This is a genomic window from Sphingobium sp. SA916 (genome assembly GCF_002894065.1).
Lineage (GTDB): Bacteria > Pseudomonadota > Alphaproteobacteria > Sphingomonadales > Sphingomonadaceae > Sphingobium > Sphingobium fuliginis.
Genome location: NZ_LXYF01000042.1, coordinates 1 through 25,497, shown reverse-complemented (window position 1 = coordinate 25,497; position 25,497 = coordinate 1). Strand labels below are relative to the sequence as shown.

The 25,497-nt window shown below is 67.7% G+C and carries 24 protein-coding genes, 1 tRNA gene and 1 pseudogene; 11 read left to right on the top strand and 15 right to left on the bottom strand.

Annotated features, from left to right (window positions below; all coding sequences use genetic code 11):
* The first annotated feature begins 170 nt into the window (after positions 1 to 170).
* Positions 171 to 1,349, top strand: coding sequence for a M23 family metallopeptidase (locus A8G00_RS13610; RefSeq protein WP_103000929.1), 1,179 nt, complete (start codon positions 171 to 173; stop codon positions 1,347 to 1,349).
* Positions 1,350 to 1,485: 136 nt separating this feature from the next.
* Here the strand turns inward: A8G00_RS13610 and rpsI are convergent, their stop codons facing one another.
* From rpsI to A8G00_RS13590, 4 genes are all read right to left on the bottom strand, one after another.
* Positions 1,486 to 2,013 (bottom strand): 30S ribosomal protein S9, encoded by a 528-nt coding sequence (gene rpsI / locus A8G00_RS13605; protein ID WP_044661332.1) that lies wholly within the window; start codon positions 2,011 to 2,013, stop codon positions 1,486 to 1,488.
* Entirely contained in the window at positions 2,013 to 2,492 is a 480-nt protein-coding gene (gene rplM / locus A8G00_RS13600) for a 50S ribosomal protein L13 (protein ID WP_007686594.1), read from the bottom strand. The genes rpsI and rplM overlap by 1 nt, the downstream gene beginning before the upstream one ends.
* A gap of 137 nt (positions 2,493 to 2,629) precedes the next feature.
* A complete protein-coding gene (gene cutA, locus A8G00_RS13595) occupies positions 2,630 to 2,947 on the bottom strand; it encodes a divalent-cation tolerance protein CutA (protein WP_044661331.1) in 318 nt (105 codons plus the stop codon).
* Positions 2,944 to 3,990 carry a COX15/CtaA family protein gene (locus A8G00_RS13590; RefSeq protein WP_065846899.1) on the bottom strand — a complete coding sequence of 349 codons (1,047 nt, stop codon included), beginning with the start codon at positions 3,988 to 3,990 and terminating at the stop codon, positions 2,944 to 2,946. The genes cutA and A8G00_RS13590 overlap by 4 nt, the downstream gene beginning before the upstream one ends.
* 146 nt (positions 3,991 to 4,136) lie before the next feature.
* Between A8G00_RS13590 and A8G00_RS13585 the strand changes: the two genes are divergently transcribed.
* On the top strand, positions 4,137 to 6,173 hold the full coding sequence (locus A8G00_RS13585) for a PAS domain-containing sensor histidine kinase (protein WP_253257994.1): 2,037 nt from the start codon (positions 4,137 to 4,139) through the stop codon (positions 6,171 to 6,173).
* Between the two features lie 4 nt (positions 6,174 to 6,177).
* Here the strand turns inward: A8G00_RS13585 and A8G00_RS25655 are convergent.
* Both A8G00_RS25655 and A8G00_RS13575 read right to left on the bottom strand, forming a co-directional pair.
* Positions 6,178 to 6,318: pseudogene (locus tag A8G00_RS25655) on the bottom strand (2-dehydro-3-deoxy-6-phosphogalactonate aldolase); the annotation flags it as partial.
* 134 nt (positions 6,319 to 6,452) lie between these two features.
* Positions 6,453 to 7,355: a 2-dehydro-3-deoxygalactonokinase gene (locus A8G00_RS13575; protein ID WP_103000943.1), complete on the bottom strand. Its 903-nt coding sequence runs from the start codon at positions 7,353 to 7,355 to the stop codon at positions 6,453 to 6,455.
* A 122-nt stretch (positions 7,356 to 7,477) separates the two neighbouring features.
* Here A8G00_RS13575 and A8G00_RS13570 point away from each other — a divergent pair, with 122 nt between their 5' ends.
* From A8G00_RS13570 to A8G00_RS13550, 5 genes are read left to right on the top strand one after another with little or no spacing between them, the layout of a single operon-like run.
* Complete coding sequence (locus A8G00_RS13570; RefSeq protein ID WP_103000928.1) at positions 7,478 to 9,280, top strand: IlvD/Edd family dehydratase; 1,803 nt, start codon at positions 7,478 to 7,480, stop codon at positions 9,278 to 9,280.
* Between the two features lie 24 nt (positions 9,281 to 9,304).
* Entirely contained in the window at positions 9,305 to 10,882 is a 1,578-nt protein-coding gene (locus A8G00_RS13565; RefSeq protein WP_103000927.1) for an aldehyde dehydrogenase (NADP(+)), read from the top strand.
* A gap of 20 nt (positions 10,883 to 10,902) precedes the next feature.
* On the top strand, positions 10,903 to 11,880 hold the full coding sequence (gene araD1 / locus A8G00_RS13560; RefSeq protein WP_103000942.1) for an AraD1 family protein: 978 nt from the start codon (positions 10,903 to 10,905) through the stop codon (positions 11,878 to 11,880).
* The gene (locus A8G00_RS13555) at positions 11,877 to 12,800 is read left to right on the top strand and encodes a Gfo/Idh/MocA family protein (protein ID WP_103000926.1); all 924 of its coding nucleotides are present in this window, start codon (positions 11,877 to 11,879) and stop codon (positions 12,798 to 12,800) included. The genes araD1 and A8G00_RS13555 overlap by 4 nt, the downstream gene beginning before the upstream one ends.
* Positions 12,801 to 12,818: 18 nt before the next feature.
* The gene (locus A8G00_RS13550) at positions 12,819 to 13,574 is read left to right on the top strand and encodes a FadR/GntR family transcriptional regulator (RefSeq protein WP_025551582.1); all 756 of its coding nucleotides are present in this window, start codon (positions 12,819 to 12,821) and stop codon (positions 13,572 to 13,574) included.
* A 73-nt stretch (positions 13,575 to 13,647) separates the two neighbouring features.
* On the opposite strand, the gene A8G00_RS13545 is transcribed toward A8G00_RS13550, so the two are convergent.
* From A8G00_RS13545 to yajC, 7 genes are all read right to left on the bottom strand, one after another.
* Positions 13,648 to 15,156 (bottom strand): YifB family Mg chelatase-like AAA ATPase, encoded by a 1,509-nt coding sequence (locus A8G00_RS13545; protein ID WP_103000925.1) that lies wholly within the window; start codon positions 15,154 to 15,156, stop codon positions 13,648 to 13,650.
* A 134-nt stretch (positions 15,157 to 15,290) separates the two neighbouring features.
* On the bottom strand, positions 15,291 to 15,962 hold the full coding sequence (locus A8G00_RS13540) for an RlmE family RNA methyltransferase (RefSeq protein ID WP_044661324.1): 672 nt from the start codon (positions 15,960 to 15,962) through the stop codon (positions 15,291 to 15,293).
* Positions 15,963 to 15,972: 10 nt separating this feature from the next.
* The gene (locus A8G00_RS13535; RefSeq protein WP_025551587.1) at positions 15,973 to 17,091 is read right to left on the bottom strand and encodes a Ppx/GppA phosphatase family protein; all 1,119 of its coding nucleotides are present in this window, start codon (positions 17,089 to 17,091) and stop codon (positions 15,973 to 15,975) included.
* Between the two features lie 103 nt (positions 17,092 to 17,194).
* On the bottom strand, positions 17,195 to 17,539 hold the full coding sequence (locus A8G00_RS13530; RefSeq protein WP_103000941.1) for an MTH938/NDUFAF3 family protein: 345 nt from the start codon (positions 17,537 to 17,539) through the stop codon (positions 17,195 to 17,197).
* A 53-nt stretch (positions 17,540 to 17,592) separates the two neighbouring features.
* Positions 17,593 to 18,579, bottom strand: a complete 987-nt coding sequence (secF, locus tag A8G00_RS13525; RefSeq protein ID WP_103000924.1) for a protein translocase subunit SecF — start codon at positions 18,577 to 18,579, stop codon at positions 17,593 to 17,595.
* Positions 18,580 to 18,594: 15 nt separating this feature from the next.
* The gene (gene secD, locus A8G00_RS13520; RefSeq protein WP_025551592.1) at positions 18,595 to 20,196 is read right to left on the bottom strand and encodes a protein translocase subunit SecD; all 1,602 of its coding nucleotides are present in this window, start codon (positions 20,194 to 20,196) and stop codon (positions 18,595 to 18,597) included.
* Positions 20,197 to 20,205: 9 nt separating this feature from the next.
* A complete protein-coding gene (gene yajC / locus A8G00_RS13515) occupies positions 20,206 to 20,541 on the bottom strand; it encodes a preprotein translocase subunit YajC (RefSeq protein WP_044661323.1) in 336 nt (111 codons plus the stop codon).
* A 189-nt stretch (positions 20,542 to 20,730) separates the two neighbouring features.
* On the opposite strand from yajC, the gene A8G00_RS13510 reads away from it, so the two are divergent.
* From A8G00_RS13510 to A8G00_RS13500, 3 genes are all read left to right on the top strand, one after another.
* Positions 20,731 to 20,807: transfer RNA gene (locus A8G00_RS13510), tRNA-Pro, on the top strand.
* A 140-nt stretch (positions 20,808 to 20,947) separates the two neighbouring features.
* A complete protein-coding gene (locus A8G00_RS13505; protein ID WP_044661282.1) occupies positions 20,948 to 21,487 on the top strand; it encodes a glycoside hydrolase family 108 protein in 540 nt (179 codons plus the stop codon).
* Between the two features lie 9 nt (positions 21,488 to 21,496).
* Positions 21,497 to 21,766 carry a 3TM-type holin gene (locus A8G00_RS13500; protein WP_103000923.1) on the top strand — a complete coding sequence of 90 codons (270 nt, stop codon included), beginning with the start codon at positions 21,497 to 21,499 and terminating at the stop codon, positions 21,764 to 21,766.
* A 166-nt stretch (positions 21,767 to 21,932) separates the two neighbouring features.
* Here A8G00_RS13500 and A8G00_RS13495 read toward each other — a convergent pair whose 3' ends face one another.
* The gene (locus tag A8G00_RS13495) at positions 21,933 to 22,814 is read right to left on the bottom strand and encodes a LysR family transcriptional regulator (RefSeq protein ID WP_103000940.1); all 882 of its coding nucleotides are present in this window, start codon (positions 22,812 to 22,814) and stop codon (positions 21,933 to 21,935) included.
* 100 nt (positions 22,815 to 22,914) lie between these two features.
* On the opposite strand from A8G00_RS13495, the gene A8G00_RS13490 reads away from it, so the two are divergent.
* Positions 22,915 to 24,426 carry an acetyl-CoA hydrolase/transferase family protein gene (locus A8G00_RS13490; RefSeq protein WP_103000922.1) on the top strand — a complete coding sequence of 504 codons (1,512 nt, stop codon included), beginning with the start codon at positions 22,915 to 22,917 and terminating at the stop codon, positions 24,424 to 24,426.
* Positions 24,427 to 25,067: 641 nt separating this feature from the next.
* Here A8G00_RS13490 and A8G00_RS13485 read toward each other — a convergent pair.
* Positions 25,068 to 25,497, bottom strand: a 430-nt coding sequence (locus A8G00_RS13485; protein WP_103000921.1) for a hypothetical protein, incomplete at its 5' end; no start/stop codon positions are given.

The window sequence follows — 25,497 nt, the reverse complement described above, 5'->3', positions numbered from 1 at the left end:
CAAAAATTTCGCGGGGGACCGGAACCCTTTGCCCGGTTCCACGTTTCACCCCGTTCATCTTTCGACTCGTCACGACTCCGTTCCCCCGGATTCGCGCGACTCGATTCCTTTTGTTAGCGCCCCGTTCACTAAAAAAGCATGCGGGGTCGCAATTGTCGCAATGGAGCAAGATGGGGGCAGCCGCCCTCTGGGCCGGCATGACCGCCCGGTGTTCGAAGCTGTGTCCGGAACGGGAGATTTTCCTGCGCTCCGGCGGCCAGGTGAAGTTCATCCGGATTTCGCGCAGGGCGCAGCTCGCCACGGTCGGCCTGCTCTCTTCCGCCTTGATCGGTGGGCTTGGGCTATCCCTGTCCATGGCCGCCAACAACGCGGAGATCGAGCAGGAGCGCGCCGCCCTCGCCGCCCGTGACAAGGCCGTTGCTCACAGCGCCAGCCAGGTCGAGCGCTACCGCAAGTCGGTCGACCAGCTCGCGCAGGAGTTGCAGGAACGCCAGGATTTCATGGACGACCTCTACCGCACGCATTTCGGTCAGGAGGGCGCGGCCCCGGCCGGCGATGTGGTCGGCAAGGCCGACAGCGGAACCAGGAACGGCACGTCCAAGCTCGACACCAAGATCAGCGTCGCGCCCGAAGCGGCGCCGTTGTTCCGGATCGACGCGCGGCAGCGCCGTTTTGCCGCCCTGCTGACCGACGCCGTCCGGCATCGTGCCGACAAGGCCGCCGCCGCGATCCGCAGCTTCGGCCTCAATCCCGACAGCCTCGCCCGCACGGCGGCCCGCGCGCAGGGCGGCCCCTTCGTGCCATGGGAAGGGCAGGACGTCCTGCCGGACGAGTTCGAAAAGCTCGCCCAGGCGCTGTCCCGCATGGAATTTCTGGAAGGGAGCCTGCTCGCCATCCCCTCAGGCAAGCCCACGGCGACGCCGATGCTGAGCAGCAGCTATGGCTATCGGAGCGATCCGTTCAACGGCCATGCGGCCTTTCACGCGGGTCTGGATTTTCCCGGCAGCATGGGCCAGCCGATCCTGGCGGCCGCATCGGGCAAGGTCAGCTTCGTGGGCCAGCGCAGCGGCTATGGCAATGTGGTCGAGGTCACCCATGGCAATGGCATCCTGACCCGATATGCCCATCTTTCGGGCTTCAGCGCGCGGGTCGGCCAGCAGGTGGCGCGCGGCGACGCCATTGCGCGGATGGGATCGACGGGCCGCTCCACGGGGCCGCATCTTCATTTCGAGGTGCGGGTGAACGGCAATGCCATCAATCCCCGCCGCTTCCTGGAGGCCCGCAAGGATGTCCTCCAGATCCAGCAGATCGCCACGGCGCGTCTGGCGGATGTCGGCGGCCGCGGTTAGCGCTTTTGCTTCCGGCTGATCCGGATTTCCAGCTCCGCCTGATCCGCGCGCCTGCCTGCCGGGGGTTCATCTGCCCGAAAAGGAAAAGGGGCCGGAAACCCGACCCCTTCCCTTGCATTCGTAACGGTCGAACCGATCAGCGCTTCGAGAACTGGAAGCTGCGGCGGGCCTTGGCCTTGCCGTACTTCTTGCGCTCGACGGCGCGGCTGTCGCGGGTCAGGAAGCCTTCGGCCTTGACCGCGCTGCGCAGCGCCGGCTCGTACTTGGCGAGCGCCTGGGCGATGCCGTGCTTGACTGCGCCGGCCTGGCCGGACAGGCCGCCGCCCTTGACGGTGGCGATCACGTCATACTGGCCTTCGCGCTCGGTGACGCCGAAGGGCTGGTTGATCACCAGACGCAGGGTCGGGCGGGCGAAGTAGATTTCCTGATCGCGGCCGTTGACCGTGATCTTGCCGGTGCCGGGCTTCACCCAGACGCGGGCGACGGCATCCTTGCGGCGGCCGGTCGCATAGGCGCGGCCGAGGCTGTCGATTTCCTGGGCGCGCAGCGGAGCCGAGGGCTGGACCGGAGCGATCGGCGCGTCGGCGGCGACGGTTTCGGCAGCGGCCGGAGCGTTGGCGGTCAGCGACGCGAGGTCGGACAGGGACTGGCGGTTATCGGACATTATGCACCCACCTTGTTCTTGCGGTTGCGCGACGCGAAGTCGAGCACTTCGGGGTTCTGCGCGGCGTGCGGATGTTCGGCGCCGGCGAAGATGCGCAGGTTGCGCATCTGCTGACGGCCCAGCGGACCGCGGGGGATCATGCGCTCGACGGCCTTTTCCAGGACGCGTTCGGGGAAACGGCCTTCCAGAACCTTCTGGGGGGTGGTTTCCTTGATGCCGCCGGCATAGCCGGTGTGCTTGTAATAGACCTTGTCGGTCAGCTTGCGGCCGGTGAACTTCACCTTTTCCGCGTTGATGATGATGACATTGTCACCGCAATCGACATGGGGGGTGAAGCTCGGCTTGTGCTTGCCGCGCAGGATGTTCGCGACGGTCGAGGCGAGGCGGCCGACGACGAGGCCTTCCGCGTCGATCAGGACCCACTTCTTTTCGACCGTGGCCGGGGTCGCCGGCTTTGTGGTCTTCATCAGCGCCTTCATGGTGCCAATACTCCAAGAATGAAACAGTGAATTGAAGGCTGTTTCCAGCTTTCGGAAGATGCGCGCTAATGACGGGTGGAAGGGCGCAAGTCAAGAGATTCGGCGGCTTTGCTGACGGGTAAAATAATACCTGTCGATCAGCCCGTCCGATCGTCCACCCACCGGGCGAAGGCGGCGTGGGCCGCGTCGACGGGCAGAGCGAGGATCGCCGGAACCCGATAATCGTGCAGTTCCGCGATGCGCGCCATCAGCGCGTCGCGGCGGGCGGGCGCGGTCTTGAAGAGGACGGGCACCTCCGCCGCGGTATCGACCGCGCCGTTCCATTCGTAGATGGAGGTCGCCTCCCCCAGCAGGTTCGCGCAGGCGGCCAGCCTTTCCTCCACCAGCTGGCGGGCGATGCGGGTCGCGGCCTCCCGCGAGCCGAACAGCGTGTAGACGAGCGCGACGGCGCTCATCCCCGGCGTTCCCCCAGCGCATGGGCGCCCCAGGTCGCGGACGCCACCACCAGCGCGCCGACCGCCTGGTGCAGCACCGCCAGCGGCAGGGCGATGCCGCTAATGACCGTGGCGATGCCGAGCGCGACCTGCGTGCCCACCGCCGCGTTGATCGCGATGGAGGGGCCGCGCTGCCCCGCCTGCTTCGCCATGCGCGCCAGCATGACCAGCAGGATCGCGGCGACCCAGGCCCACCAGCGATGGATGAAATGGACGAGATAGGGATCGCTGGAAAGGGTGGCCCAGAGCGAACCCAGCCATTCGATCCCCTCCGGCACCAGATGGTCGTTCATCAGCGGCCAGGTGCTGGAGACATAGCCCGCGTCCAGGCCGGCGGTGAAGGCGCCGAACATGAGTTGCACCAGCAGCGCCAGCAGCGCGACCACCGCGAAGGGATGGAGCATGGCGGGCCTGGCGAAGGGGGTCTTCGCGCGGGTCAGCAGGTCGAGCGCGGTCCAGATCAGCCCGCCCATGATGAACAGCGCCGTCAGCAGATGCACCGCCAGCCGGTAATGGCTGACGTCGGTGCGCACCGACAGGCCCGATTCCACCATCCACCAGCCGATCGCGCCCTGCAGCCCGCCAAGCGCCAGCAGCGCGACGAGACGGAAGCCATAGCCCTGCGGGATCGCCCGTTTCCACGCGAACCAGAGCAGCGGCAGCGCGAAGGCGACGCCGATCAGCCGCCCGAGCAGACGGTGCACCCATTCCCAGAAGAAGATGAACTGGAAGTCGCCCAGCGTCATGCCCTGCCGCAACTGCCGATATTCGGGAATCTGCTGATAGGCGCGGAACGCCTCCATCCACTGGTCGTGGGTCAGCGGCGGGATGGCGCCGCTGATCGGTTTCCATTGCGTGATCGACAGGCCGGATTCGGTCAGGCGGGTGATGCCGCCGACCACGACCATGCAGAAGACGAGGGCGGCGACCGTCAGCAGCCAGCGCGCGATCGGCGCGGGGCGTGGGACGGCGGTGGCGGGGCGGCTCAGGGTCGTCGCGGTCATGGCGCCGATCCATGCGCGCTTGTTTCGCCTGTTGCAAGGATAACCCTGACCGGTGGACAAAAGGTCGTAACGCCTTCTGCCTGAACGGATACAAAGCACCGGACAGGCGTATCTCGCCCTATGAACAGGCTGACCGAGGATAATCGATGAGCGGCGCGCCGGGCATAGCGGAGATGATCGCCGCGCAGGGGCCGCTGGGCGCCCTGACCGCGCGCATCGACGCCGGATCGCCGCTGGGGCCGGTGCACGGCTGGTCCCCGGCGCTGGTGTCGACCGTCCGGCTGATGCTGTCGTCGCAGGCGGAGATCGTGCTGTTCTGGGGCCCCGATCTCTGCGCGCTCTACAACGAAGCCTATGCGCCCACCATCGGGGACAAGCATCCCCGCGTGCTGGGCCGCCCGGCGCGGGAGGGGTGGACGGAACTGTGGGACGATCTGGAGCCGCTGCTGCGTTCCGTCGTCGACGAGGGGCAGTCCGTGCATGCCAAGGACCGCCCCTTCTATATCGAGCGGGACGGCGGACAGGGCGAACAGGTGTTCTTCGACATCAACTATTCCCCGGTGTTCGAGACGGACGGCTCCGTCGGCGGCGCGCTGTGCATCGTCAGCGAGACGACCAAGAGGGTGGTCGCGGAAAAGGAGATGCGCGCCGATCGCGCCCGCCTCTGGGCATTGGCGCGCGACCCGTTCCTGGTCGCCGACCGGGACGGCACCTGGCTGGCCGCCAGCCCCGCCTGGACCGAAATATTGGGATGGAGCGAGGCGGACCTGATCGGGCGCACGTCCGAATGGATGGAGCATCCCGACGATCTGGAGAAGACGAAGGGGGAGATCGCCGGGCTGGCGCGGGGCATGCCGACGGTGCGATTCGAAAACCGGTTCCGGGCGAAGGACGGCAGCTACCGCAATTTCAGCTGGACGGCGGTGCCGGAAAACGACCTTATCTATTGCGTCGCCCGCGACGTGACCGAGCAGCGCGCCCATGCCCGGGCGCTGGCGGAGGCGGAAGAGGCGCTGCGGCAGGCGCAGAAGATGGAGACGCTGGGCCAGTTGACCGGCGGCGTCGCGCATGACTTCAACAATCTGCTGCAGATCGTCACCGGCAATCTGGAACTGCTGCAACGCGGCCTTCACGAGGATCAGGCGCGGCTGCGGCGCGCCGCCGACAATGCCATGGCGGGCGCGGAGCGCGCCGCGCTGCTGACGCAGCGGCTGCTCGCCTTTTCCCGCCGCCAGCCGCTGGCGCCCGAGCAGATCGACCCCAACCGGCTGGTCAGCGGCATGTCCGACCTGCTCAACCGCACATTGGGCGAGACGATAGAGGTGGAGACGATCCAGAGCGCGCGCATCTGGCCGATCGAGATCGACGTCAACCAGATGGAGAATGCGCTGCTGAACCTGGCGGTGAATGCGCGCGACGCCATGCCGGACGGCGGCAAGCTGACCATAGAGGTGGCCAATACCCATATCGACGAGGATTATGCCGCGCAGGAGGCGGAGGTAAAGCCCGGCCAATATGTGCTGATCAGCGTGTCCGATACGGGCGAGGGCATGGACGAGGAGGTGCTGAGCCACGCCATCGAACCCTTCTTCACCACCAAGGAGGTCGGGCGGGGCACCGGCCTTGGCCTGTCGATGGTCTATGGCTTCATCAAGCAGTCCGGCGGCCATATCCGCGTCTATTCCGAAAGCGGCCATGGCACGACGGTCAAGATCTACCTTCCCCGCTTCTACGGTCCGCTGCCGGACAACGACACCGGGTCGGTGGACCGCGCCGCGCCGATATGCGGCGGCGACGAGACGGTGCTGGTGTGCGAGGATGACGAGAAGGTGCGCGCCTATACCGTCGATGTGCTGAAGGAACTGGGCTATCGGGTGATCGAGGCGAATGACGGCGCGGCGGCCTTGCAGGCGCTGGACAGCGCTTCGCAGTCCATCGACCTGCTGTTCACCGACGTCATCCTGCCCGGCGGCATGACCGGGGCCGACATCGCGCAACAGGCGCGCGCGGAGCGGCCGGGGCTGAGGGTGCTGTTCGCCACCGGCTATGCGCGCAACGCCATCATCCATCACGGGCGGCTCGATCCGGGCGTGGAACTGCTGACCAAGCCGTTCACCTATGCCGAACTGGCCGCCAAGGTGCGCGACATGCTGGACCGGAACGGAGCGCGGCAGGTGGGGTGAAGCCCGAGTTGAAGGGAAGTTCGAGAATGCGGATACCCGCCCCTGTCAGGGCGGCGCCTACCTCAAGCGCTTCCTCCAGCCCGATGCCGCGCCGGATCGCGCAAATGGGCGGCGCGCCTTCGGCCAGCAGGTCGTCCAGGGTCATGAGGGGTCTCCGTGAGATGGGGCATTGGAGGGATGGGGCGTTGGCGGATGGGGCGGCGGGAACAGCCTCTCTCCTCCCCGGTCCTCATCAGGACAGCCCCCCATCGGGACAGCCCCCATCAGGACAGGCCCCCATCAGGACAGACCAGCGAGCGAGCAGGCGTCGCCGTCCAGCGTCTCGCTCGGCACGCCGCGCCTGCCCAGCGCCTGGGCGTAGCGCACCGAGAGTCGGGCGTCCCCGATCAGCCATATGTCGTCCGCCTGTCCGGACGTGGCGAGTCCGGACGTGGCGAGGATTTCCGCCACCTCCGACCCGATCAGCAGGCCCGACAGATAGCCTGCCGACCAGTCCGCCGAACGCCCGTCGCGCAGCCGCATGCTGCGCGCGGCGAACAGGGAGGAGAGCAGACGCCCCTCCTCCTCCGCCCGGCGCAGGCCGTCGGCGAAGCCCTGCGCCTCCTGCGCCGGATCGGGCCGGTCGGCCGGCGCGCCCAGGGTGGAACGATCCCGCAGCAGGGCGAAAAGCTCCCCCGTCGGCATGGTCCGGAAGGAGGTGACGCGGCCATCCTGCACCACCGCCCATTTATTGTGGGTGCCGGGCAGGACGATGAGCCGGCGGCCCTGCCCCAGCGCCGGATCGCGCGCGATGGCGCCGAATATCTGCGTTTCCTCTCCGCGCATGAGGTCGGGCGCGCCGACCGTCCCGGTGCAGGCGAGGCCCGCCATGATCGCGACGGGCACGCCGCGCCAGTCGAACCGCGCCGCCGCCGCACGCCAGGTCGCGGCGTCGGCGGGGCAATCCGCATAGGGCGCCTCCACCCAGCCGTCGCGGGCGCCGGCCATGCCGCAAAGGCGTATTTCCGTCGGCGCGGCTTCCTCCAGCCAGGGGGCGATGGTGGCGGCGAAGGCCGCTTCCGCCTGCCCGGCCGCCGCAGCGATGCCGGGGCCGTCATGGCGGGCGGTGACGCGGCCCTGCTCGATACGGAACAGCCGAAGGCGGCTGGTGCCCCAGTCCCCGACGACCTCGTAGCGGCTCAGCAAATTCGTCACCTGGCCCGAACCATCCTTGAATTTCTATTTGTATGAGTATATCGGAGAGGCAAGCGCGTCAACGTGCCCGAGAATCCATTGACCATTTTCTTCGACAGGGTGCCTTCTCAATGAGCGATTCGTCCAAGCCCGCCAACAAGCTGCGCAGCCGCGCCTGGTTCGACAACCCAGACAATATAGACATGACCGCGCTCTATCTGGAGCGTTATCTGAATTTCGGCCTGAGCCTGGACGAACTGCGCAGCGGCAAGCCGATCATCGGCATCGCCCAGACCGGCAGCGACCTGTCGCCCTGCAACCGCCATCATATGGTGCTGGCCGAGCGCGTGCGCGAGGGCATTCGGGAGATGGGCGGCATCGCGCTGGAGTTTCCGGTCCACCCGATCCAGGAAACCGGCAAGCGGCCGACGGCGGGGCTGGACCGCAACCTGGCCTATCTGGGGCTGGTCGAGGCGATCTACGGCTATCCGCTGGACGGGGTGGTGCTGACCACGGGCTGCGACAAGACGACGCCCGCGCTGCTGATGGCGGCGGCGACGGTCAACATCCCCGCCATCGCCCTGTCGGTCGGGCCGATGCTGAACGGCTGGTTCAAGGGCGAGCGGACGGGTTCGGGCACCATCGTCTGGCATGCGCGGCAATTGCTGGCCGCGGGCAAGATCGACGATGAGGGCTTCATCAAGCTGGTGGCGTCCTCCGCGCCGTCGACCGGCTATTGCAACACCATGGGCACGGCGACGACGATGAACTCGCTGGCCGAGGCGCTGGGCATGATGCTGCCGGGATCGGCGGCGATCCCCGCGCCCTATCGCGACCGGCAGGAGGTCGCCTACCTCACCGGCAAGCGCATCGTCGAGATGGTGGCGGAGGACCTGAAGCCGTCCGACATCCTGACGCTGGACGCGTTCCACAACGCCATCGTCGTCAATTCGGCCATTGGCGGGTCGACCAACGCGCCGATCCACCTGGCGGCGATCGCGCGCCATGCGGGGGTGGAGCTGCCGCTCAAGGATTGGGAGACGGTGGGGCACAAGGTGCCGCTGCTGGTGAACCTCCAGCCCGCGGGCGAATATCTGGGCGAGGATTATTATCGCGCCGGCGGCGTGCCGGCGGTGGTGGGCCAGCTGATCGAACAGGGCCTGATCCGCGAGGGCGCGATGACCGTCAACGGCAAGACCATAAGCGAGAATTGCCGGGGCGCGGAGATCGAGGACGAGAAGGTCATCCGTCCCTTCGCCCAGCCGCTGAAGGAGGAGGCCGGGTTCCTGGTGCTGTCGGGCAATCTGTTCGACGCGGCGGTGATGAAGACCAGCGTGATTTCGGACGAGTTCCGCCAGCGCTATCTGTCCAACCCCGAAGATCCCAACGCCTTTGAAGGGCCGGCGGTCGTGTTCGACGGGCCGGAGGATTATCATGCGCGGATCGACGATCCGGCCGTCGGCATCACGCCCGATACGCTGCTGTTCATGCGCGGCGCCGGCCCGGTCGGCTATCCCGGCGCGGCGGAGGTGGTGAACATGCGGCCGCCCGCCTACCTCATCACCGAGGGCGTGTCCGCCCTGCCCTGCATCGGGGACGGGCGGCAGTCGGGGACTTCGGGCAGTCCCTCCATCCTCAATGCCTCGCCCGAAGCGGCGGCCATGGGCGGCCTGGCGCTGCTGCGGACCGGCGACCGGGTGCGGATGGACCTGAACAGGGGCACGGTGAACGTCCTCATTCCCGACGAGGAACTGGCCGGCCGCCGGGCGGCGCTGGAGGCGGAGGGCGGCTATCCCTATCCCGCCTCGCAGACGCCGTGGCAGGAAATCCAGCGCTCCGTCGTCGGCCAGCTGAACAGCGGCGCGATCCTGGAGGGCGCGGAGAAATATCAGCGCATTGCCCAGACCATGGGCCTGCCGCGCGACAATCATTAATCCCCCATTTCGGAGTTTATCCCCATGTTCAACGGAGCCATTCTTGTCGGCGCGAGCGAGCGCCAGGGCGGCGAGCCCTTCTTCGCCATCGACCCGTCGACCGGCGCGAAGGGCGGGATCGCCTTTCACAACGCCTCGGCCGCCGATGTCGCGGACGCCTGCGCGCTGGCGGATGCCGCGTTCGAGAGCTTCTCCACGCTGACGCCCGACGCCCGCGCCGCCTTTCTGGAGGCGGTGGCCGACGGGATCATGGCCATTGGCGACCTGCTGATCACCACCGCCATGAGCGAGACCGGCCTGCCGCGCGGGCGGCTGGAAGGCGAACGGGGCCGCACCGTCGGCCAGCTTCGCCTGTTCGCAGGCTATGTGCGCCAGGGCGACTGGCTGGACGCCACCATCGACAAGGCATTGCCGGAGCGGCAGCCGCTGCCGCGCAGCGACCTGCGCCGCGTCAACCAGCCGGTCGGACCGGTCGCGGTGTTCGGCGCGTCCAACTTCCCGCTCGCCTTCTCGGTCGCGGGCGGCGACACCGCATCGGCCTTCGCGGCGGGTTGCCCGGTGGTGGTGAAGGGCCATCCGGCCCATCCCGGCACCGGCGAACTGGTCGCCCGCGCCATCGCCGCGGCGGTCGAGGCCAGCGGCCTGCATGAAGGCGTGTTTTCCTATCTGCCCGGCACGACCAACGACCTGGGCGGCGCTCTGGTGGCCGATCCGCGCATCAAGGCGGTGGGCTTCACCGGGTCGCGCGGCGGCGGCCTTGCCCTCATGAAGATCGCGGCCGGGCGCGACGAGCCGATCCCGGTCTATGCCGAAATGTCGAGCATCAACCCGGTCGTGCTGCTGCCCGGCGCGCTCGCCGCCCGGGCCGAAGCGCTGGGCGCCGCCTTCGTCGGATCGCTGACGCTGTTTTCGGGCCAGTTCTGCACCAATCCCGGGCTGGTGATCGCGCTCGACAGCCCCGATCTGGACCGTTTCGTCGCTGCGGCGGCCCAGGCCCTGTCGGCCAATGCGGCGCAGGTCATGCTGACGCCCGGCATCCATGCCGCCTATGAAAAGGGCGTCGCGGCGCTGGCCGGGGCGGAGGGCGTCACTACCATCGCGCGCGGCGCGGCGGCGGACGGCGTCAATCGCGGCCAGCACGCGCTGTTCGCCGCCAGCGGCGAGCAGTTCCGGGCCAATCCGGCGCTGGCGCATGAAGTGTTCGGTTCCTCCTCCATCCTCGTCAAATGCGCGACGATCGAGGAGGTCATCGACACCATCGCCCGGATGGAGGGCCAGTTGACCGCGACGCTCCAGATGGACGACAGCGACCAGGCCGATGCCGCGAAGCTGTTGCCCACCCTGTCCCGCAAGGTCGGACGCGTGCTGGCGAATGGCTGGCCGACCGGGGTGGAAGTCACCCATGCCATGGTGCATGGCGGCCCCTTCCCCTCGACCTCCGACGGCCGTTCGACGTCCGTGGGCACGCTGGCGATGATGCGCTTCCTGCGCCCGGTCTGCTATCAGGACGTGGCCGACGCGGTGCTGCCGCCCGCCTTGCAGGCCGCCAATCCGTGGAAGCTCAACCGCCGTATCGAGGGCAGGCTGGAGATCGCCCCGTGATGCCGTCCGTGGATGAATCCATGATCCGGTCGCTGGTCCAGTTTGAGGAAGGCGGCCGCCGCGGCGTCGCCGCCCTCGACCGGACCGGCGCGGCCCGGCGCGTGGAGGCCGCAAGCTCCACCCGCGCGCTGGCGCTAGAGGCGATCGCGACCGGGCAGGGCCTGGCCGCCATGGCGGAAGCGCGGCTGGGCGGGGCGGTGGACCTTTCCGCCGTCCGGCTGCTCTGCCCCATCGACCATGAGGATGCCGCGCACCTGCTGGTCGCGGGCACCGGCCTCACCCATCTCGGCTCGGCGGAAGGCCGCGACAAGATGCACAAGGCGGCCGCGTCGGGCGATCTGACCGACAGCATGCGCATGTTCCTGATGGGCGTGGAGGGCGGCAAGCCCGCCGACGGCGGCATCGGCGCGCAGCCAGAATGGTTCTACAAGGGCGACGGCCAGATACTGGTCCATCCCGGCGAGGATTTCACCATGCCGGCCTTCGCGGAGGACGGCGGGGAGGAGCCGGAGGTCGCCGGCATCTACCTGATCGACGGGGACGGCGCGCCGGTTCGCCTCGGCTTTGCCATCGGCAATGAATTTTCCGATCATGTGACCGAACGCGGCAATTATCTGTGGCTTGCGCACAGCAAGCTGCGTCAGGCCGCGCTGGGCCCCGAACTGCTGCTGGGCGACCTGCCGGAGGACCTGCGCGGCACCAGCCGCATCGTCCGCAATGGCGTGACGGTGTGGGAAAAGCCCTTCCTTTCCGGCGAGACCAACATGTCCCACCGGATCGACAATCTGGAACATCATCATTTCAAATATGGCCTGTTCCGCCGTCCGGGCGACATCCATGTCCATTTCTTCGGCACCGCCACCCTTTCCTTTTCGGAAGGCTTCGCCGCGCAGGAAGGCGATGTGTTCGAGGTGGAGGCCGCGCCCTTCGCCCTGCCCGTGCGCAACGGCCTGCGCCGCGCGGCAGACGAGGGCAAGACGAAGGTGAAAGTCCTATGACCATCAGGGCAGGCCTTGTGGGCCTGGGCAAGATCGCCCGCGACCAGCACCTTCCCGCCATCGCGAAGACCGGCGGCATAGACCTTGTCGCCGTCGCCAGCCGCAATGCGCGGGGCGAGGGCGTGAACAACTATCCCGATCTGGACGCGATGCTGGCGGGGGAGCCGGACATGGACGCCGTGATCCTCTGCCAGCCGCCGCAGGTCCGATACCAGGCGGCGCGGCAGGCGATCCTGGCGGGCAAGCACGTCTTCCTGGAAAAGCCGCCGGGCGCCACCGTGTCGGAAGTGGAGGCGCTGGTCGCCCTCGCCCGCGCGCAGGGCGTCACCCTTTATGCAAGCTGGCACAGCCGCTATGCCGCCGCGGTCGCGCAGGCGAAGGCGTGGGTGGCGGAGCGCCCGATCCGGCACATCGACATCCAGTGGCGCGAGGATGTCCGCCACTGGCATCCGGGCCAGCCGTGGATCTGGGAAGCGGGCGGGTTCGGCGTGTTCGATCCGGGCATCAACGCCCTGTCGATCCTGACGGAGATCGTGCCGGAGCCGGTGACGATGCTGTCGGCCAGCCTGGAAGTGCCGGAGAACAGGGACGCGCCCATCGGCGCCGCGCTGAGCATGGCGACGGCGTCGGGCGCGACGGTCGAGGCCGTGTTCGACTGGCGCCAGACGGGCCCGCAGACATGGGACATCGCGGTCGAGACGGCGAATGGCAGCCTGCTGCTGTCGGAGGGCGGCAATATGCTGCGCCTGGACGGGGAAATCCAGATCAAGGCGCCGGACGAGGAATATCCGGCCATGTATCGCCGCTTCGTGGGGCTGGTCGAGGACCGGGCGATCGACGCCGACATCGCGCCGCTGCGTTTGGTGGCGGACGCCTTCCTTTGTGGGCGGCATTGCCCTACGACGGCCTTCGAGGACTGAACCGGGGGGGCCTGAACATTGGGAAGCGAGCGCAAGGACGTAACGGAACGCAAATTCGCGACGGACGAAGGCTCGCTTCGCATCCATCAGGCCATCGCCCGGCAATTGGGCACGGCGATCCTGATGGGCGTCCACAAGCCCGGCGACCTGTTCGAGGGGGAGATCGAGGCGTCGGAGCGGCTTCACGTATCCCGCACCGCCTATCGCGAGGCGGTGCGCATCCTGATCGCCAAGGGAATGCTGGAAAGCCGGCCCAAGGCCGGTACCCGCGTGCTGCCGCGCAGCCGATGGAATGTGCTGGACCCGGAAATGCTCGCCTGGATGTTCGCGGGGGAGCCGGACCGCGACTTCATCCGCGACCTGTTCGAACTGCGCGGCGTGATCGAACCGGCGGCGGCCGAATTCGCGGCGCGGCGGCGGACCGACGAGCAACTGGCGATCATGGCGCAGGCGCTGGACGAGATGGAAAAGCACGGCCTTTCGACGCCGGAAGGGCGGGCGGCGGACCAGCGTTTCCATCATGCGGTGCTGGCGGCGACGCATAATGACGCGCTCGCCGCGCTGGCCAGTTCGGTGGGGGCGGCGGTGAGTTGGACCACCACCTTCAAGCATCGCAAGAAGCTGCTGCCGCGCGATCCCCTGCCCGATCACAAGGCGGTCTATCGCGCCATCGCCACCCGCGACACGGCCGCCGCGCGCAACGGCATGGTGGAGTTGCTGCGGCTGGCCATGGCGGACATGGACGTGGTCATGACGGAACCCGGCAAGCTTTAACAGGGCGTAGAAAAGCGGGCGCCGGCTTTCCGGGCGATGCCGTGGAGGGCCGACCCGGCCGGGTCGGGCGCCGTCAGTTCACCGGGGCCCGCCGCCTGTAGCTGAGCGCTTCGGCCACATGGACGCGCCCGACGCGATCCGCCCCCGCCAGATCGGCGATGGTCCGCGCCACGCGCAGCACGCGGGTATAGCCCCGCGCCGACAGCTTCATCGCCGCAGCCGCCTGCGCCAGCAGTTCGCGCCCGGCCTGATCCGGCCCGGCGACATCCTCCAGCCGCTCTCCATCGACCTCCGCATTGGTGCGCAGCGACGTCCCTTCATAGCGGCGCGTCTGCACGGCCCGTGCGGCGGCGACCCGGACCGCGACCTCCGCCGATCCTTCGGCGGGCGGGGGCAGGACCAGGTCCGCCGCCGTCACCGCCTGCACCTCCACATGCAGGTCGATGCGGTCGAGCAGCGGTCCCGACACCTTGGCCTGATAGTCCGCCGCGCAGCGGGGGGCGCGGGAACAGGCCAGCGCCGGATCGCCCAGATGGCCGCAGCGGCAGGGGTTCATCGCCGCCACCAGCTGCACCCGCGCCGGGAAGGTGACATGCGCATTGGCCCGCGCCACGGTGACTTCCCCCGTCTCCAGGGGCTGCCGCAGCGAATCGAGCACCGTCCGCTGGAATTCGGGCAGTTCGTCGAGGAACAGCACGCCCAGATGCGCCATGCTGACCTCGCCCGGCCGCGCCTTGTGCCCGCCGCCGACCAGCGCCGCCATGGAGGCGCTGTGATGCGGATTGCGGAAGGGACGGGCGCGGCTGATCCGGCCGCCCTCCAGCGTGCCGGCGACGCTGGCCACCATGGAGGTTTCCAGCGCCTCGCCCGGCGTCAGTTCGGGCAGGATGCCGGGCAGGCAGCTCGCCATCAGCGACTTGCCCGCGCCGGGCGGGCCGACCATCAGCAGATTATGGCCGCCCGCCGCCGCGATCTCCAGCGCGCGCTTGGCGCTTTCCTGCCCCTTGACCTGCCTGAGGTCCGCGGTCCGGATCGGCGGCTCCACCTGCCCGGGCTGCGGCGGCGAGAGGGCGGCGGCGCCCTTGAAATGGTTGAGGATGGCCAGCAGGTCGGGCGCGGCGATCACCTCCACCCGACCGGCCCAGGCGGCTTCGGCGCCCTGCGCCACCGGGCAGACGAGGCCCAGTTCCCGCTCCCCCGCATGGAGCGCGGCGAGCAGCACGCCGGGCGTCGGAGCGATGCGGCCGTCCAGACCCAGCTCGCCCACGACGACATAGCCCGCCAGCGTCTCGGCATCGATCACGCCCATGGCGCCGAGCAGGGCCAGCGCGATGGGGAGGTCGAAATGCGACCCCTCCTTGGGAAGGTCGGCGGGCGAGAGGTTCACGGTGATCCGCTTGGGCGGCAGCGAAAGGCCGATGGCGGCGATGGCGTTGCGCACCCGCTCCCGGCTTTCCGCGACCGCCTTGTCCGGCAGGCCGACGACGATGAAATTGGGAAGGCCGGGAACGAGCTGGCACTGAACCTCCACGCCGCGCGCTTCCAGCCCCAGATAGGCGACCGTCGATACCGTCGAAACCAATGATGTTCCCCCATGCCCCGGACGGCCTCCATGGCGCTCCCGCGAGGGCAGGAGTGCCGCGTCAGGGGCCGAACCGGGTTCCTGCCTTCGCAGGAACAGGGAGGCATTTCAATCTCTTGGTGATGGTGGACGGATCAGCCCTCTTCCGGGCGGCCCTTGAAGCCCTGCGCCACGACATACCATTCGACGCTGCCCTTGCGGCTGGCGGGCGGCTTGGCATGCTTGATCGTGGTGAAATGCCTTTTGAGGATGGCGAGCAGGTCGGCGTCGGTGCCGCCCGCGAACACCTTGGCCACGAAGGTGCCGCCCTTGCGCAGATTCTCCACCGCGAACATGGCCGCCGCCTCGACCAGCCCCATGGTGCGCAGATGGTCGGTCGCGGCATGGCCGACGGTGTTCGCCGCCATGTCGGAAATGACCAGATCGGGCGCGTCGCCCAGCGCCTCCGCCAGCAGGGCGGGCGCGCTGTCGTCCATGAAGTCCATCTGGAACAGGGTGACGCCCGGAATGGGATCGGTCGGCAGCAGATCGATGCCCACCACCTTCGCCTTGGGGCAGAGTTTCCGCACCACCTGCGCCCAGCCGCCGGGCGCCACGCCCAGGTCGACCACCGCGCGGGACCCCTTCACGAAATGGAACTTCTCGTCCAGTTCGATCAGCTTGAAGGCGGCGCGGCTGCGCCACCCCTCCGCCTTGGCGCGGCGGACATAGGGGTCGTTCAACTGGCGTTCGAGCCAGCGGGTGGACTGTGCCGTCCGCCCCTTCGCCGTCTTGACCCGCACCTTGCCGGCACCGGTACCTCTCACAGGGGGCCTCTCACATCTTCACTCCGTCGCGGTCCATCAGGCCGCGCAATATGCCCTCGCGAATGCCGCGATCGGCCACGCCCAGGCGCTGGGCGGGCCAGATGTCGAGGATGGATTCCAGGATGGCGCAGCCCGCAACGACCAGATCGGCCCGCTCCGTCCCGATGCAGGGCAGCTTCTGCCGCTCCGCCAGGGGCATGGAGGACAGCCGCGCCGAAATCGCCCGCATCGACGTCGACGGCACGATCAGCCCGTCGATCGCCTGCCGGTCGTAGCGCGGCAGGTCGAGATGCAGGCTGGCCAGCGTCGTCACCGTGCCCGATGTGCCGAGCAGGCGGATATCCGCCTGCGGAGCCGGCAGGCGGCGGGCCAGCGGCGCGAAGGCATCCGCCACGCGCGCGCGCATCCGGGCATAGGCGGACAGCCGGTCCATGGGATCGGCATGGTCGAAAGGCTCGCTCTCCGTCAGGGAGACCACGCCCCAGGGGGCGCTCACCCAATCGACGATATGCGGCGCGCCGGCGCGATTGGCGTCCACCAGCACAAGTTCGGTCGAGCCGCCGCCAATGTCGAAGATGAGCGCGGGGCCGTCGCCCGGCTCCAGCAGCGCGTGGCAGCCGAGCACCGCCAGCCGCGCCTCTTCCTGCGCGCTGATGATGTCGAGGGCGATGCCGGTTTCCCGATAGACGCGCTGGATGAATTCGGCCCCGTTGGAGGCGCGGCGGCACGCCTCCGTCGCGACCGAGCGGGCCAGGGTGACGTGCCGGCGGCGCAGCTTGTCGGCGCAGACCGACAGGGCGGAAATCGCGCGCTCTATGGCGGCGTCGCTGATCCGGCCGGAAGCGGCAAGCCCCTCCCCCAGCCGCACGATTCGCGAAAAGGCGTCGACGACGATGAAGCCGTCCGCCGATGGCTTGGCGATCAGCAGGCGGCAATTATTGGTGCCAAGGTCGATGGCCGCGTAGGACCGGCGTCCGCGCAGCGGATGAGGCAAAAGGCCCCGCGATTTCGACGGGGGAGTGAGGGCCGCAGCCTTGCTCCCATTGCCCTGACCGGAACGGACCCCCTTGCCCGAAATTCCGCCGGCCGGGCCGGAACTCTGCGGCGATGGGCGGCTGTGCTGCACCATGGCCGTATCTCTTTTCTTCTTCGCCAGCGCCGAAAAGCGCCGGAACTTGGCGACAAGAGTAGGCAAAGGAACAGGAAAGCGCAAGGCGGGGCGGACAGCCCCCTCAGACAAGCGGCATGAGGGCCGCGACGATCCACCGTTCCTCGGCGCGCAGCACGCCCCAGGCGCGGGCGGCGGCGCGGCTGTCCATCACCTCCACGCCGATGCCGCGCCCCTCCAGTTCGCGCACGAAGGCGCGCGGCGGCTGGCGCAGGGCGGCGCCCGTGCCGACCAGCAGGAATTCCGGCTGGACGTCGAGGTCGAACAGGCCGCCCAGATGCGCCACCGTCAGCGCGTCGACGGGCGGCGCATCCTGCCAGGCGAGCGCCCGCACCGGGGAGAGCAGCAGGCCTTCGGGAAAAACATCGTCGCGGACCCGAAAATCCCGCCCCTGAAAGCCGGTGACGATCGGCCCCTGCCCCGATTCATCGCGGCGCAGCTCTATGCCGGAGCGGTTCCCGTTCAGGGTCGCGCCCCGTCGTCGCGCGGGCCCATCCGCTCGGCCTGGGCGGCGATATTGACCTTGCTCGCCTTCTTCTCCGCCGTGGCGGGGGACAGGCCCAGGCTGATGAGCAGCGAGGAGGAGACATAGACCGACGAATAGGTGCCGACGATGATGCCCAGCATCATGGCCGCGGTGAAGCCGCGCAGCACATGGCCGCCCAGCAGCAGCAGCGCGCCCAGCGCCAGCAGCACCGTGACCGAGGTCATGACCGTGCGCGGCAGCGTTTCGTTGACCGAAAGGTCGATCAGCGACTTCATGTCCATCTTGCGATATTTGCGCATATTTTCGCGGATGCGGTCGTCGATCACCATCTTGTCGTTGATCGAATAGCCCACGATGGTCAGCACGGCGGCGACGATGTTGAGGTCGAATTCCAGCTGGGTGATGGCGAAGAAGCCCAGCGTCATCAGCACGTCGTGCATGATCGCGACGAAGGTCGAGACGCCGAACTGCCATTCATAGCGGAACCAGGAGAAGATCGCGATGCCGATCACCGCCAGCATCACCGCCAGCACGCCGTTCTGGATCAGTTCGCCCGACACCTTGCCCGACACCGTGTCGTAGCGGGAGAAGGTGACGCCGGGGAATTCCGCCGTCATCGCCTTGCGCGCCTTTTCGACGATGGCGTTGGCCGCGCCCGCGCCGCCCTGTTCCGGCAGAGGGAGGCGGATCTGCACCGTTTTCGGATCGCCGAACTGCTGGAGCGAACCGTCGCCCACCCCCAGGCGGTCGATTACCGTGCGCACCCTGTCGGTCTGCGGCGGCGTTTCGAACTTCGCCTCTATCATCAGGCCGCCGACGAAGTCGACGCCCAGGTTCAGCCCCTTGTAGAAGGTCGCGCCGACCGCCAGCACCGTCAGCAGCGCCGTCAGGGCGAAGGCCCAGTGGCGCAGCTTGACGAAGCCGATATTGGTGTTGTCCGGGACGAGCTTAAGCAGTTTCATGTTTCTCTCCGCCCGTCAGATGTGGATTTCGGTCGGGCGCTTGGCGCGGACCCAACGCGACACCAGCAGGCGCGTGAAGGTGACGGCGGTGAACACGCTGGTCGCGATGCCGATCAGCAGCACGATCGCGAAGCCCTTGACCGGTCCCGACCCCAGAGCGAGCATGATGCCGCCGGCGATGGCGTGGGTCACGTTCGCTTCGAAGATCGTGCGGCTGGCTTCCTTATAGCCATGTTCGATGGCCTGCACGACCCCGCGTCCCCTCCGCCTTTCCTCACGGATGCGCTCGTAGATCAGCACGTTGGCGTCGACCGCGGTGCCGATGGTCAGCACGAAACCGGCGATGCCCGGCAGCGTCAGCGTCGCGCCCAATATGCCCATGACGCCCAGGATCACCAGCACGTTGATGGCGACGGCGAGGTTGGCGTACATGCCGAAGCGGCCATAGCTCATGAACATGAAGGCCGCGACCGCCGCCACCGCGATCACCGAGGCGAGCAGGCCCGCACGGATCGAGTCGGCGCCGAGTTGCGGGCCGACCGTGCGTTCCTCCACCACGGTCAGCGCGACGGGCAGCTTGCCCGAACGCAGCGCGATCGCAAGCTGGTTGGCGCTTTCGACGGTGAAGCTGCCGCTGATCTGCGCGCTGCCGCCCAGGATCGGCTCGTTGATGTTCGGCGCGGACAGCACCTTGCCGTCGAGGATGATGGCGAAGGGACGGTTGACGTTCTGCGACGTCACCTGGCCGAATTTGCGCCCGCCCGCACCGTTGAAGCGGATGTTGACGATCGGCTCGTTGCCCTGCTGGTTATAGCCCTGCTGCGCGTCGGTCAGGTCCTCGCCCGACACCATGACCTGCCGGTAGACGGCGATCACCGGCGGGCCGGCGGGATTTGTGGGATAGGGCAGCACTTCGCTGCCGACCGGCGCGCGGCCCTGCGCCACCTCGGCGGGGTTGGCGTTGACGTCGACCAGCTTGAATTCCAGCTTGGCGGTCTGGCCCAGCAGGTCCTTCAGCGCCCTGGGGTCCTGAAGGCCGGGCACCTGCACGACGATGCGGTTGTCGCCCTGCTGCTGGATGGTCGGTTCGCGCGTGCCCATCTCGTCGATGCGCTTGCGGATCACCTCGGTCGCGACTTCCATCGCGCCCTTCACCGCATTGTCGATGCCCGCCTTGGTCGGGGTGATGACGATGGTGGAGCTGTTCACCACCTCCACATTGAAATCGCGCTGGCCGGTGAGGCCCGCACCCTGGGTCAGCGGCCGGATGCGCTCGACGGCGGCATCGACCTGCGACGGGTTGCGCACCATGAAGCTCAATTTCCCGTCGCGGCTGGAAATATCCCCGATCGCGATCTTCGTGTCGCCCCGGCGCAGTTCCGTGCGGACCTGCTCCTCCATATTGGCGATGCGCTGCTTCGCCACGTCCTGGGTCGAGGCTTCGAGCAGCAGGTGGCTGCCGCCCGACAGGTCGAGGCCCAGGTTCACGCGGGTCTGCATGAATTTGGGCAGTTGCCCGACCACCGTGTCCGGCAGGAAGCTCGGCACGGCGCAGGCTATGCCGATCAGCAGCGGCAGCAGGATCGCGACGACCGCCCAGCGAGGGAAATTCAGCATGGGTGGGGCTCAGTCGTTCGCGGGCTTGGCGGTGGCGGGATCGATCACGTCGGTCAGGGTGGACTTCACCGCCTTCACCTTCATGCCCGGCGCCAGTTCGACTTCGGCGTAGAATTCGTCGACGCGCACCACCTTGCCGACCAGACCGCCGCCGGTCACGACCTGATCGCCCTTCTTCACGGCGTCGATCTTGGCCTTGTGCTCCTTCATCTTCTTTTGCTGCGGACGGATCAGCAGGAAATAGAAGACGACGAAGATGAGGACCAGCGGGGCCATCTGAACCAGCATCGAGGCGCCGGACGATTCCCCGCCCGCAGTCTGGGCAAAGGCTGGAGATATGAACATGCTTGGGACTTTCGCCTTATTCTCTTGTCCAGTCGCGGGCGCCGATAAACGCCCACAGATCAAGGGCGCGCGGCTAACACAGATCGCACGGCGGAGGCAACATGATTAGGGTTTCCGACGAATGCGCAAAAAGCCTGCATCGAATGGCTTGCATATTCCCCAAACTGCTTCTAATTGCGCCGCTCCGGTCGGGACGTAGCGCAGCCTGGTAGCGCATCACACTGGGGGTGTGGGGGTCGGAGGTTCGAATCCTCTCGTCCCGACCAAATTTCCGGCAGGGCCTTTTCCGGCTTGCCTGCCTTTTTCCCATTTTTATCCATTTCGCCCGCGCCAGCGCTTTTCCGCTGTCCTACAGCTAACCAAATGGGATAAATGACCCGCCTTTCCGGAACAGGAGGGCGTTTTCATGGATATTGCGGCTCTGATCGATGAAGTCATCGCGCGGGAGGGTGGCTACGGCAACCATCCGGCGGATCGCGGCGGACCGACCAATTTCGGCATCACCCAGGCCGTGGCGCGAGCCAACGGCTATGGCGGCGACATGCGGGCGATGCCCCGGACGGTGGCCGAGGCGATCTATCGCAGGCTCTATTGGGAGAAGCCGGGCTTCGCCTTCGTCGCGGAACTGGCGCCGGCGGTGGCGGAGGAACTGTTCGACACGGCGGTCAATATGGGGCCGGGCACGGCCGGCGGTTTCCTGCAGCGGGCGTTGAACGCGCTCAATCGCAACGGGCGGGACTATGCCGACCTGAAGGTGGATCAGGCGGTGGGGGCGAAGACGCTTTCCGCGCTGGGCGCCTTTCTGGCCGTTCGCGGGCGGGCGGGCGAGAAGGTGCTGCTGAAAGCGCTGGAAGCGCTTCAGGGCGAGCGCTACCTGGCGCTGGCCGAGAGCAGGCCGGCCAATGAGGCCTTTCTCTATGGCTGGCTCGCCAACCGGATCGGATAGGAGGCAGGGATGACGTCTTCACGCAGGCGAGTCGCGGGGGACCGGTGGACGCTGCGGGCGCGGCCGGCCTTTCTCTACATGATGTACGGGTTGCTGCTGTGGTCGGTGCCGCTGGGGCTGGTCGGCGGGGTGCGGCCCGATGTGACGGCGGGGATCATCCGGGCGATGCGAGCCTATTTCAACGCCCTGCCGGAGCCGCTCTATGCGCTCTTCGGGACGGGCTATCTGGGCTATACGGCGGCGCGGGCCTGGGGGAAGGCGAAGGGGGTAGAGCGGTAAGAGGCGCCCCTTGCCCCTTATCCTGTTCCTGCGAAGGCGCTCGAATGAGCGCGGCGGGTCTTCAGGCCAGAGCATCCTGCGCAAAAGTGGGAACCGGTTTTGCGTTCAAAAGGATGCGACAACAAAAGCTTGGAGCGCGCGGCCGCCTATGATTTGACGCAGCGCTCTAGGGCCGTTCGCCGGGGAAATTCTCCTTGAGGAAGTCCAGCACCACCCGCGCTCTTGGCGGCAGGCGTTTGTGGGACGGGTGGACGGCCCAGATGTCGAGCGGGGCGATATGGCTTTCCGGCAGGACCGGGACCAGCCGTCCCGCCGCGATGTCGCCCTGCACCCGGATGGCGGGGAGCAGGGCGATGCCGAGGCCGCTGAGGGCGGCGCGGTGGACGGCTTCGCTGCTGTCGCTGCGGAAGGTGCCGCCCACCACCCTCTCCCGCCCGTCGATGGTCCAGCGGGCGGGCACGTCGCCATAAGCGTAGGCGATGCACTGATGCCCCGGAAGGTCTTCGGCGGACGAGGGCATGCCGCAGCCGGCAAGATAGGCGGGATGCGCAACCAGCAGGCGGGGCAGCGCGCCCAGCGGATGAACCACGAGGCTGTCGTCGCCCACCGGGCCGACGCGCAGGGCAAGGTCGAGGCGGTCCTCCACCACGTCGCGTTGCCAGTCCGTCATCGCGCAATCGAGCTGGAGCGCGGGGTAGCGCGCGGTCAGATCGCCCAGGCGCTCGACATAATAGAGGCCGAGCGCGGTGGTGAAGCCGATGCGCACCAGGCCGCCCGGTTGATCGCGAACCGGGCCGAATTCCTGTTCCGCCCCATCCAGCGCGTCCAGCATCGCGCGGGCGTGGACCAGCAGGCGGTCAGCCTCCGGCGTGGCGATCAGCCGGCGGGTGGTGCGATGGAACAGGATGGCGCCGAAATGCGATTCCACCTGATCCAGCCGGCGGGCTATGGTCGTATGGCTGGCGTGCATCTCTCCAGCCACGCGGGAGAAGTTGGGTTTTTCGCATAGCCGGACGAATGTCCGCAGGGCGATCAACAGATCGGACATTTGCACGATACTCGCACAGATATTGTGCGGCTTATCCTTATTGTCTGATCGGCCGAAAAGCCAGATGCCAGCGCGCAAGGAATGCAGGAAGAGGATGCCCATGACCGATCGCATCGCCCATGCCGGGCTGGCCGCCAAATGCCGGACGGCGGAGGAGGCCGCGGCGCTGATCCGCAACGGGATGGCCGTGGGGATGAGCGGCTTTACCGGGTCGGGCTATCCCAAGGCGGTGCCGCTGGCGCTGGCGAAGCGGATCACCGAGGCGCATGCGGCGGGCGAGCCCTTCCGGGTCAGGGTGTGGACCGGCGCGTCGACCGGGCCGGAGCTGGACGGGGCGCTGGCGCAGGCCGACGGCGTGGAGTTCCGCCTGCCCTATAATAGCGATCCCATTGCCCGGGAGCGGATCAACAAGGGCCAGATGCAATATTTCGACATGCATCTGAGCCAGGTCGCGCCGATGGCGTGGCAGGGTTTCCTGGGCGATCTGGATGTCGCGGTGGTCGAGGTGACGGGGATCACCGCCGGGGGCGAGTTGATCCCCTCCGCCTCCGTGGGCAACAACAAGACGTGGATCGACCGGGCCAAGGGCGTGATACTGGAGGTCAATCGCTGGCAGAACCCCGCGCTGGAGGGGATGCACGACATTTATTACGGCACGGCGCTGCCGCCGCATCGCCAGCCGATCCCGCTGGTGCGGGCGGACCAGCGCATCGGCCAGCCGACCTTCCGCTGCGATCCGGACAAGGTGATCGCGGTGGTCGAGACGGATGCGCCGGATCGCAACGCGCCCTTCAAGGCGCCGGACGACAAGGCGCGGGCGATTGCCGGGCATTTGCTGGAATTCCTGCGTCATGAGGTGAAGAAGGGGCGGTTGCCCGCTTCGCTGCTGCCGTTGCAGTCGGGGGTCGGCAATATCGCCAATGCGGTGCTGACCGGCCTGATCGATGCGCCGTTCGAGGACATGGTCGCCTTTACCGAGGTGATCCAGGACGGGATGCTGGACCTGCTCGACGCGGGCAAGCTGCGGATGGCGAGCGCGACGGCCTTTTCCCTGAGCCCGGAGGCGGCGGCGCGGATGAATGCCGATATGGGGCGCTATCGGGACCGGATGATCCTGCGGCCGCAGGAGATCAGCAACCATCCCGAGCTGGTGCGGCGGCTGGGCTGCATCGCGATGAACGGGCTGATCGAGGCGGACATCTACGGCAACGTCAATTCGACGCATCTGATGGGATCGCGCATCCAGAACGGCATTGGCGGGTCGGGGGACTTTGCGCGCAATGCCTATCTGTCGATCTTCATGACGCCGTCGACGGCCAAGGGAGGGGCGATCTCCGCCATCGTGCCGCATTGCAGCCATGTCGACCATATCAACCAGGATGTGCAGGTGATCGTGACCGAGCAGGGGCTGGCGGACCTGCGCGGGCTGGCGCCCCGGCAGCGGGCGGAGGTCATCATGGAGAATTGCGCGCATCCGGACTTCCGGCCGATGCTGAAGGACTATTTCCGGCGGGCTTTGGCGGGGTCATACGGGTTGCAGTCGCCGATGTTGCCAGGGGAGGCGCTGGCGTGGCACCAGCGCTTCATCGATACGGGGACGATGCGGGGGTAGGTTGGGGAGATGGGGATGAGGTGGCCGGGCTGGCTCGATTTGGCCAATGGCGGACGTCAATGCTTCCCCTCCCCTTCAGGGGAGGGGACTGAGGGGTGGGGGCGTGCCCAAAGGAAAACCAAGCCTGTAGAGGCACGCCCCCACCCCAACCCCTCCCCTGAAGGGGAGGGGCTTAATGGCAAGAAACCAACCATCAAACCGCCATCAAAAATGAGAGGGGCCGCCGGGTAGATTAAACCCCGACGGCCCATCATTGACATGGTCAGCGGCCGGAAGCGCCGCCCAAGGGAAACGTTGATCGCGCTATTTTCCAGATACGGCGCCTCGATCGCGAAACCGCGGTCGACAGTCACCCTATTCTGGAAAACCGACGCATAAGGCGTCGCTCAGCGGCGCGTTCCCCGAATGGACTTGACCGACCCCATTGCTGAACCATGAGACATCGGATCACCTCCTTTCGCTAGTTGAAGCCCCTATAGCCGTTCCCGGTACTGGTCCTTCGCCGTCTATGAAATGATATGTGAATCAGACCGGCCGCTACTTCAAGGCTTGTAAAATTCTTTTTTCGAATCATACTTTTGCGTCCGCCTTTTGCAGGCGATCTGCCCTGAAACCAGCGCCTTTCGCCTGAAATCAAGGACTTAGGCGCGGCAGTCCTCCACGACGCGGCCGACCTCCGCCCAGCTTGGCAGGACCAGCATCTCCAGACCCTGCACCTCGACCGCGAAACGGCCCCGGCTGTAGGCGATCTGATCGAGCGTGGCGTCGCTGGCGGCGCGGGTCGCCTGGGTCGCGGCGATGGCGCCGGTGGCGGGGCCGGCCGGCCAGCTGACCGCGCCATAGCTGGTCCGCACCGTCATCGCCGCCTGCGCCGGGCCGGGCCGCAAAAGGCTGACGCGGCGCGTCGTCCGGTCGCAGCGGATGACGAACAGGCTGCCTTGCGCATCCGGGCCGAACAGGGCGGCCGATCCGGCGCCGTCAACCTGATAGCGCCAGTCGCCCGCGGTCGTCGCGCGGTCCTGCCAGTCGGCCGGCGGCGGCGGAGGGGGCGCGGGCTGGGCCGCGGGAGCC

Excerpts from the sequence above, each read along its gene's own strand:
- A8G00_RS13610 (WP_103000929.1), top strand. The coding sequence starts at position 171 with ATGGGGGCAGCCGCCCTCTGGGCCGGCATGACCGCCCGGTGTTCGAAG.
- rpsI (WP_044661332.1), bottom strand. The coding sequence starts at position 2,013 with ATGTCCGATAACCGCCAGTCCCTGTCCGACCTCGCGTCGCTGACCGCC.
- rplM (WP_007686594.1), bottom strand. The coding sequence starts at position 2,492 with ATGAAGGCGCTGATGAAGACCACAAAGCCGGCGACCCCGGCCACGGTC.
- cutA (WP_044661331.1), bottom strand. The coding sequence starts at position 2,947 with ATGAGCGCCGTCGCGCTCGTCTACACGCTGTTCGGCTCGCGGGAGGCC.
- A8G00_RS13590 (WP_065846899.1), bottom strand. The coding sequence starts at position 3,990 with ATGACCGCGACGACCCTGAGCCGCCCCGCCACCGCCGTCCCACGCCCC.
- A8G00_RS13585 (WP_253257994.1), top strand. The coding sequence starts at position 4,137 with ATGAGCGGCGCGCCGGGCATAGCGGAGATGATCGCCGCGCAGGGGCCG.
- A8G00_RS13570 (WP_103000928.1), top strand. The coding sequence starts at position 7,478 with ATGAGCGATTCGTCCAAGCCCGCCAACAAGCTGCGCAGCCGCGCCTGG.
- A8G00_RS13565 (WP_103000927.1), top strand. The coding sequence starts at position 9,305 with ATGTTCAACGGAGCCATTCTTGTCGGCGCGAGCGAGCGCCAGGGCGGC.
- araD1 (WP_103000942.1), top strand. The coding sequence starts at position 10,903 with ATGATCCGGTCGCTGGTCCAGTTTGAGGAAGGCGGCCGCCGCGGCGTC.
- A8G00_RS13555 (WP_103000926.1), top strand. The coding sequence starts at position 11,877 with ATGACCATCAGGGCAGGCCTTGTGGGCCTGGGCAAGATCGCCCGCGAC.
- A8G00_RS13535 (WP_025551587.1), bottom strand. The coding sequence starts at position 17,091 with ATGGTGCAGCACAGCCGCCCATCGCCGCAGAGTTCCGGCCCGGCCGGC.
- secF (WP_103000924.1), bottom strand. The coding sequence starts at position 18,579 with ATGAAACTGCTTAAGCTCGTCCCGGACAACACCAATATCGGCTTCGTC.
- secD (WP_025551592.1), bottom strand. The coding sequence starts at position 20,196 with ATGCTGAATTTCCCTCGCTGGGCGGTCGTCGCGATCCTGCTGCCGCTG.
- yajC (WP_044661323.1), bottom strand. The coding sequence starts at position 20,541 with ATGTTCATATCTCCAGCCTTTGCCCAGACTGCGGGCGGGGAATCGTCC.
- A8G00_RS13505 (WP_044661282.1), top strand. The coding sequence starts at position 20,948 with ATGGATATTGCGGCTCTGATCGATGAAGTCATCGCGCGGGAGGGTGGC.
- A8G00_RS13500 (WP_103000923.1), top strand. The coding sequence starts at position 21,497 with ATGACGTCTTCACGCAGGCGAGTCGCGGGGGACCGGTGGACGCTGCGG.
- A8G00_RS13495 (WP_103000940.1), bottom strand. The coding sequence starts at position 22,814 with ATGTCCGATCTGTTGATCGCCCTGCGGACATTCGTCCGGCTATGCGAA.
- A8G00_RS13490 (WP_103000922.1), top strand. The coding sequence starts at position 22,915 with ATGACCGATCGCATCGCCCATGCCGGGCTGGCCGCCAAATGCCGGACG.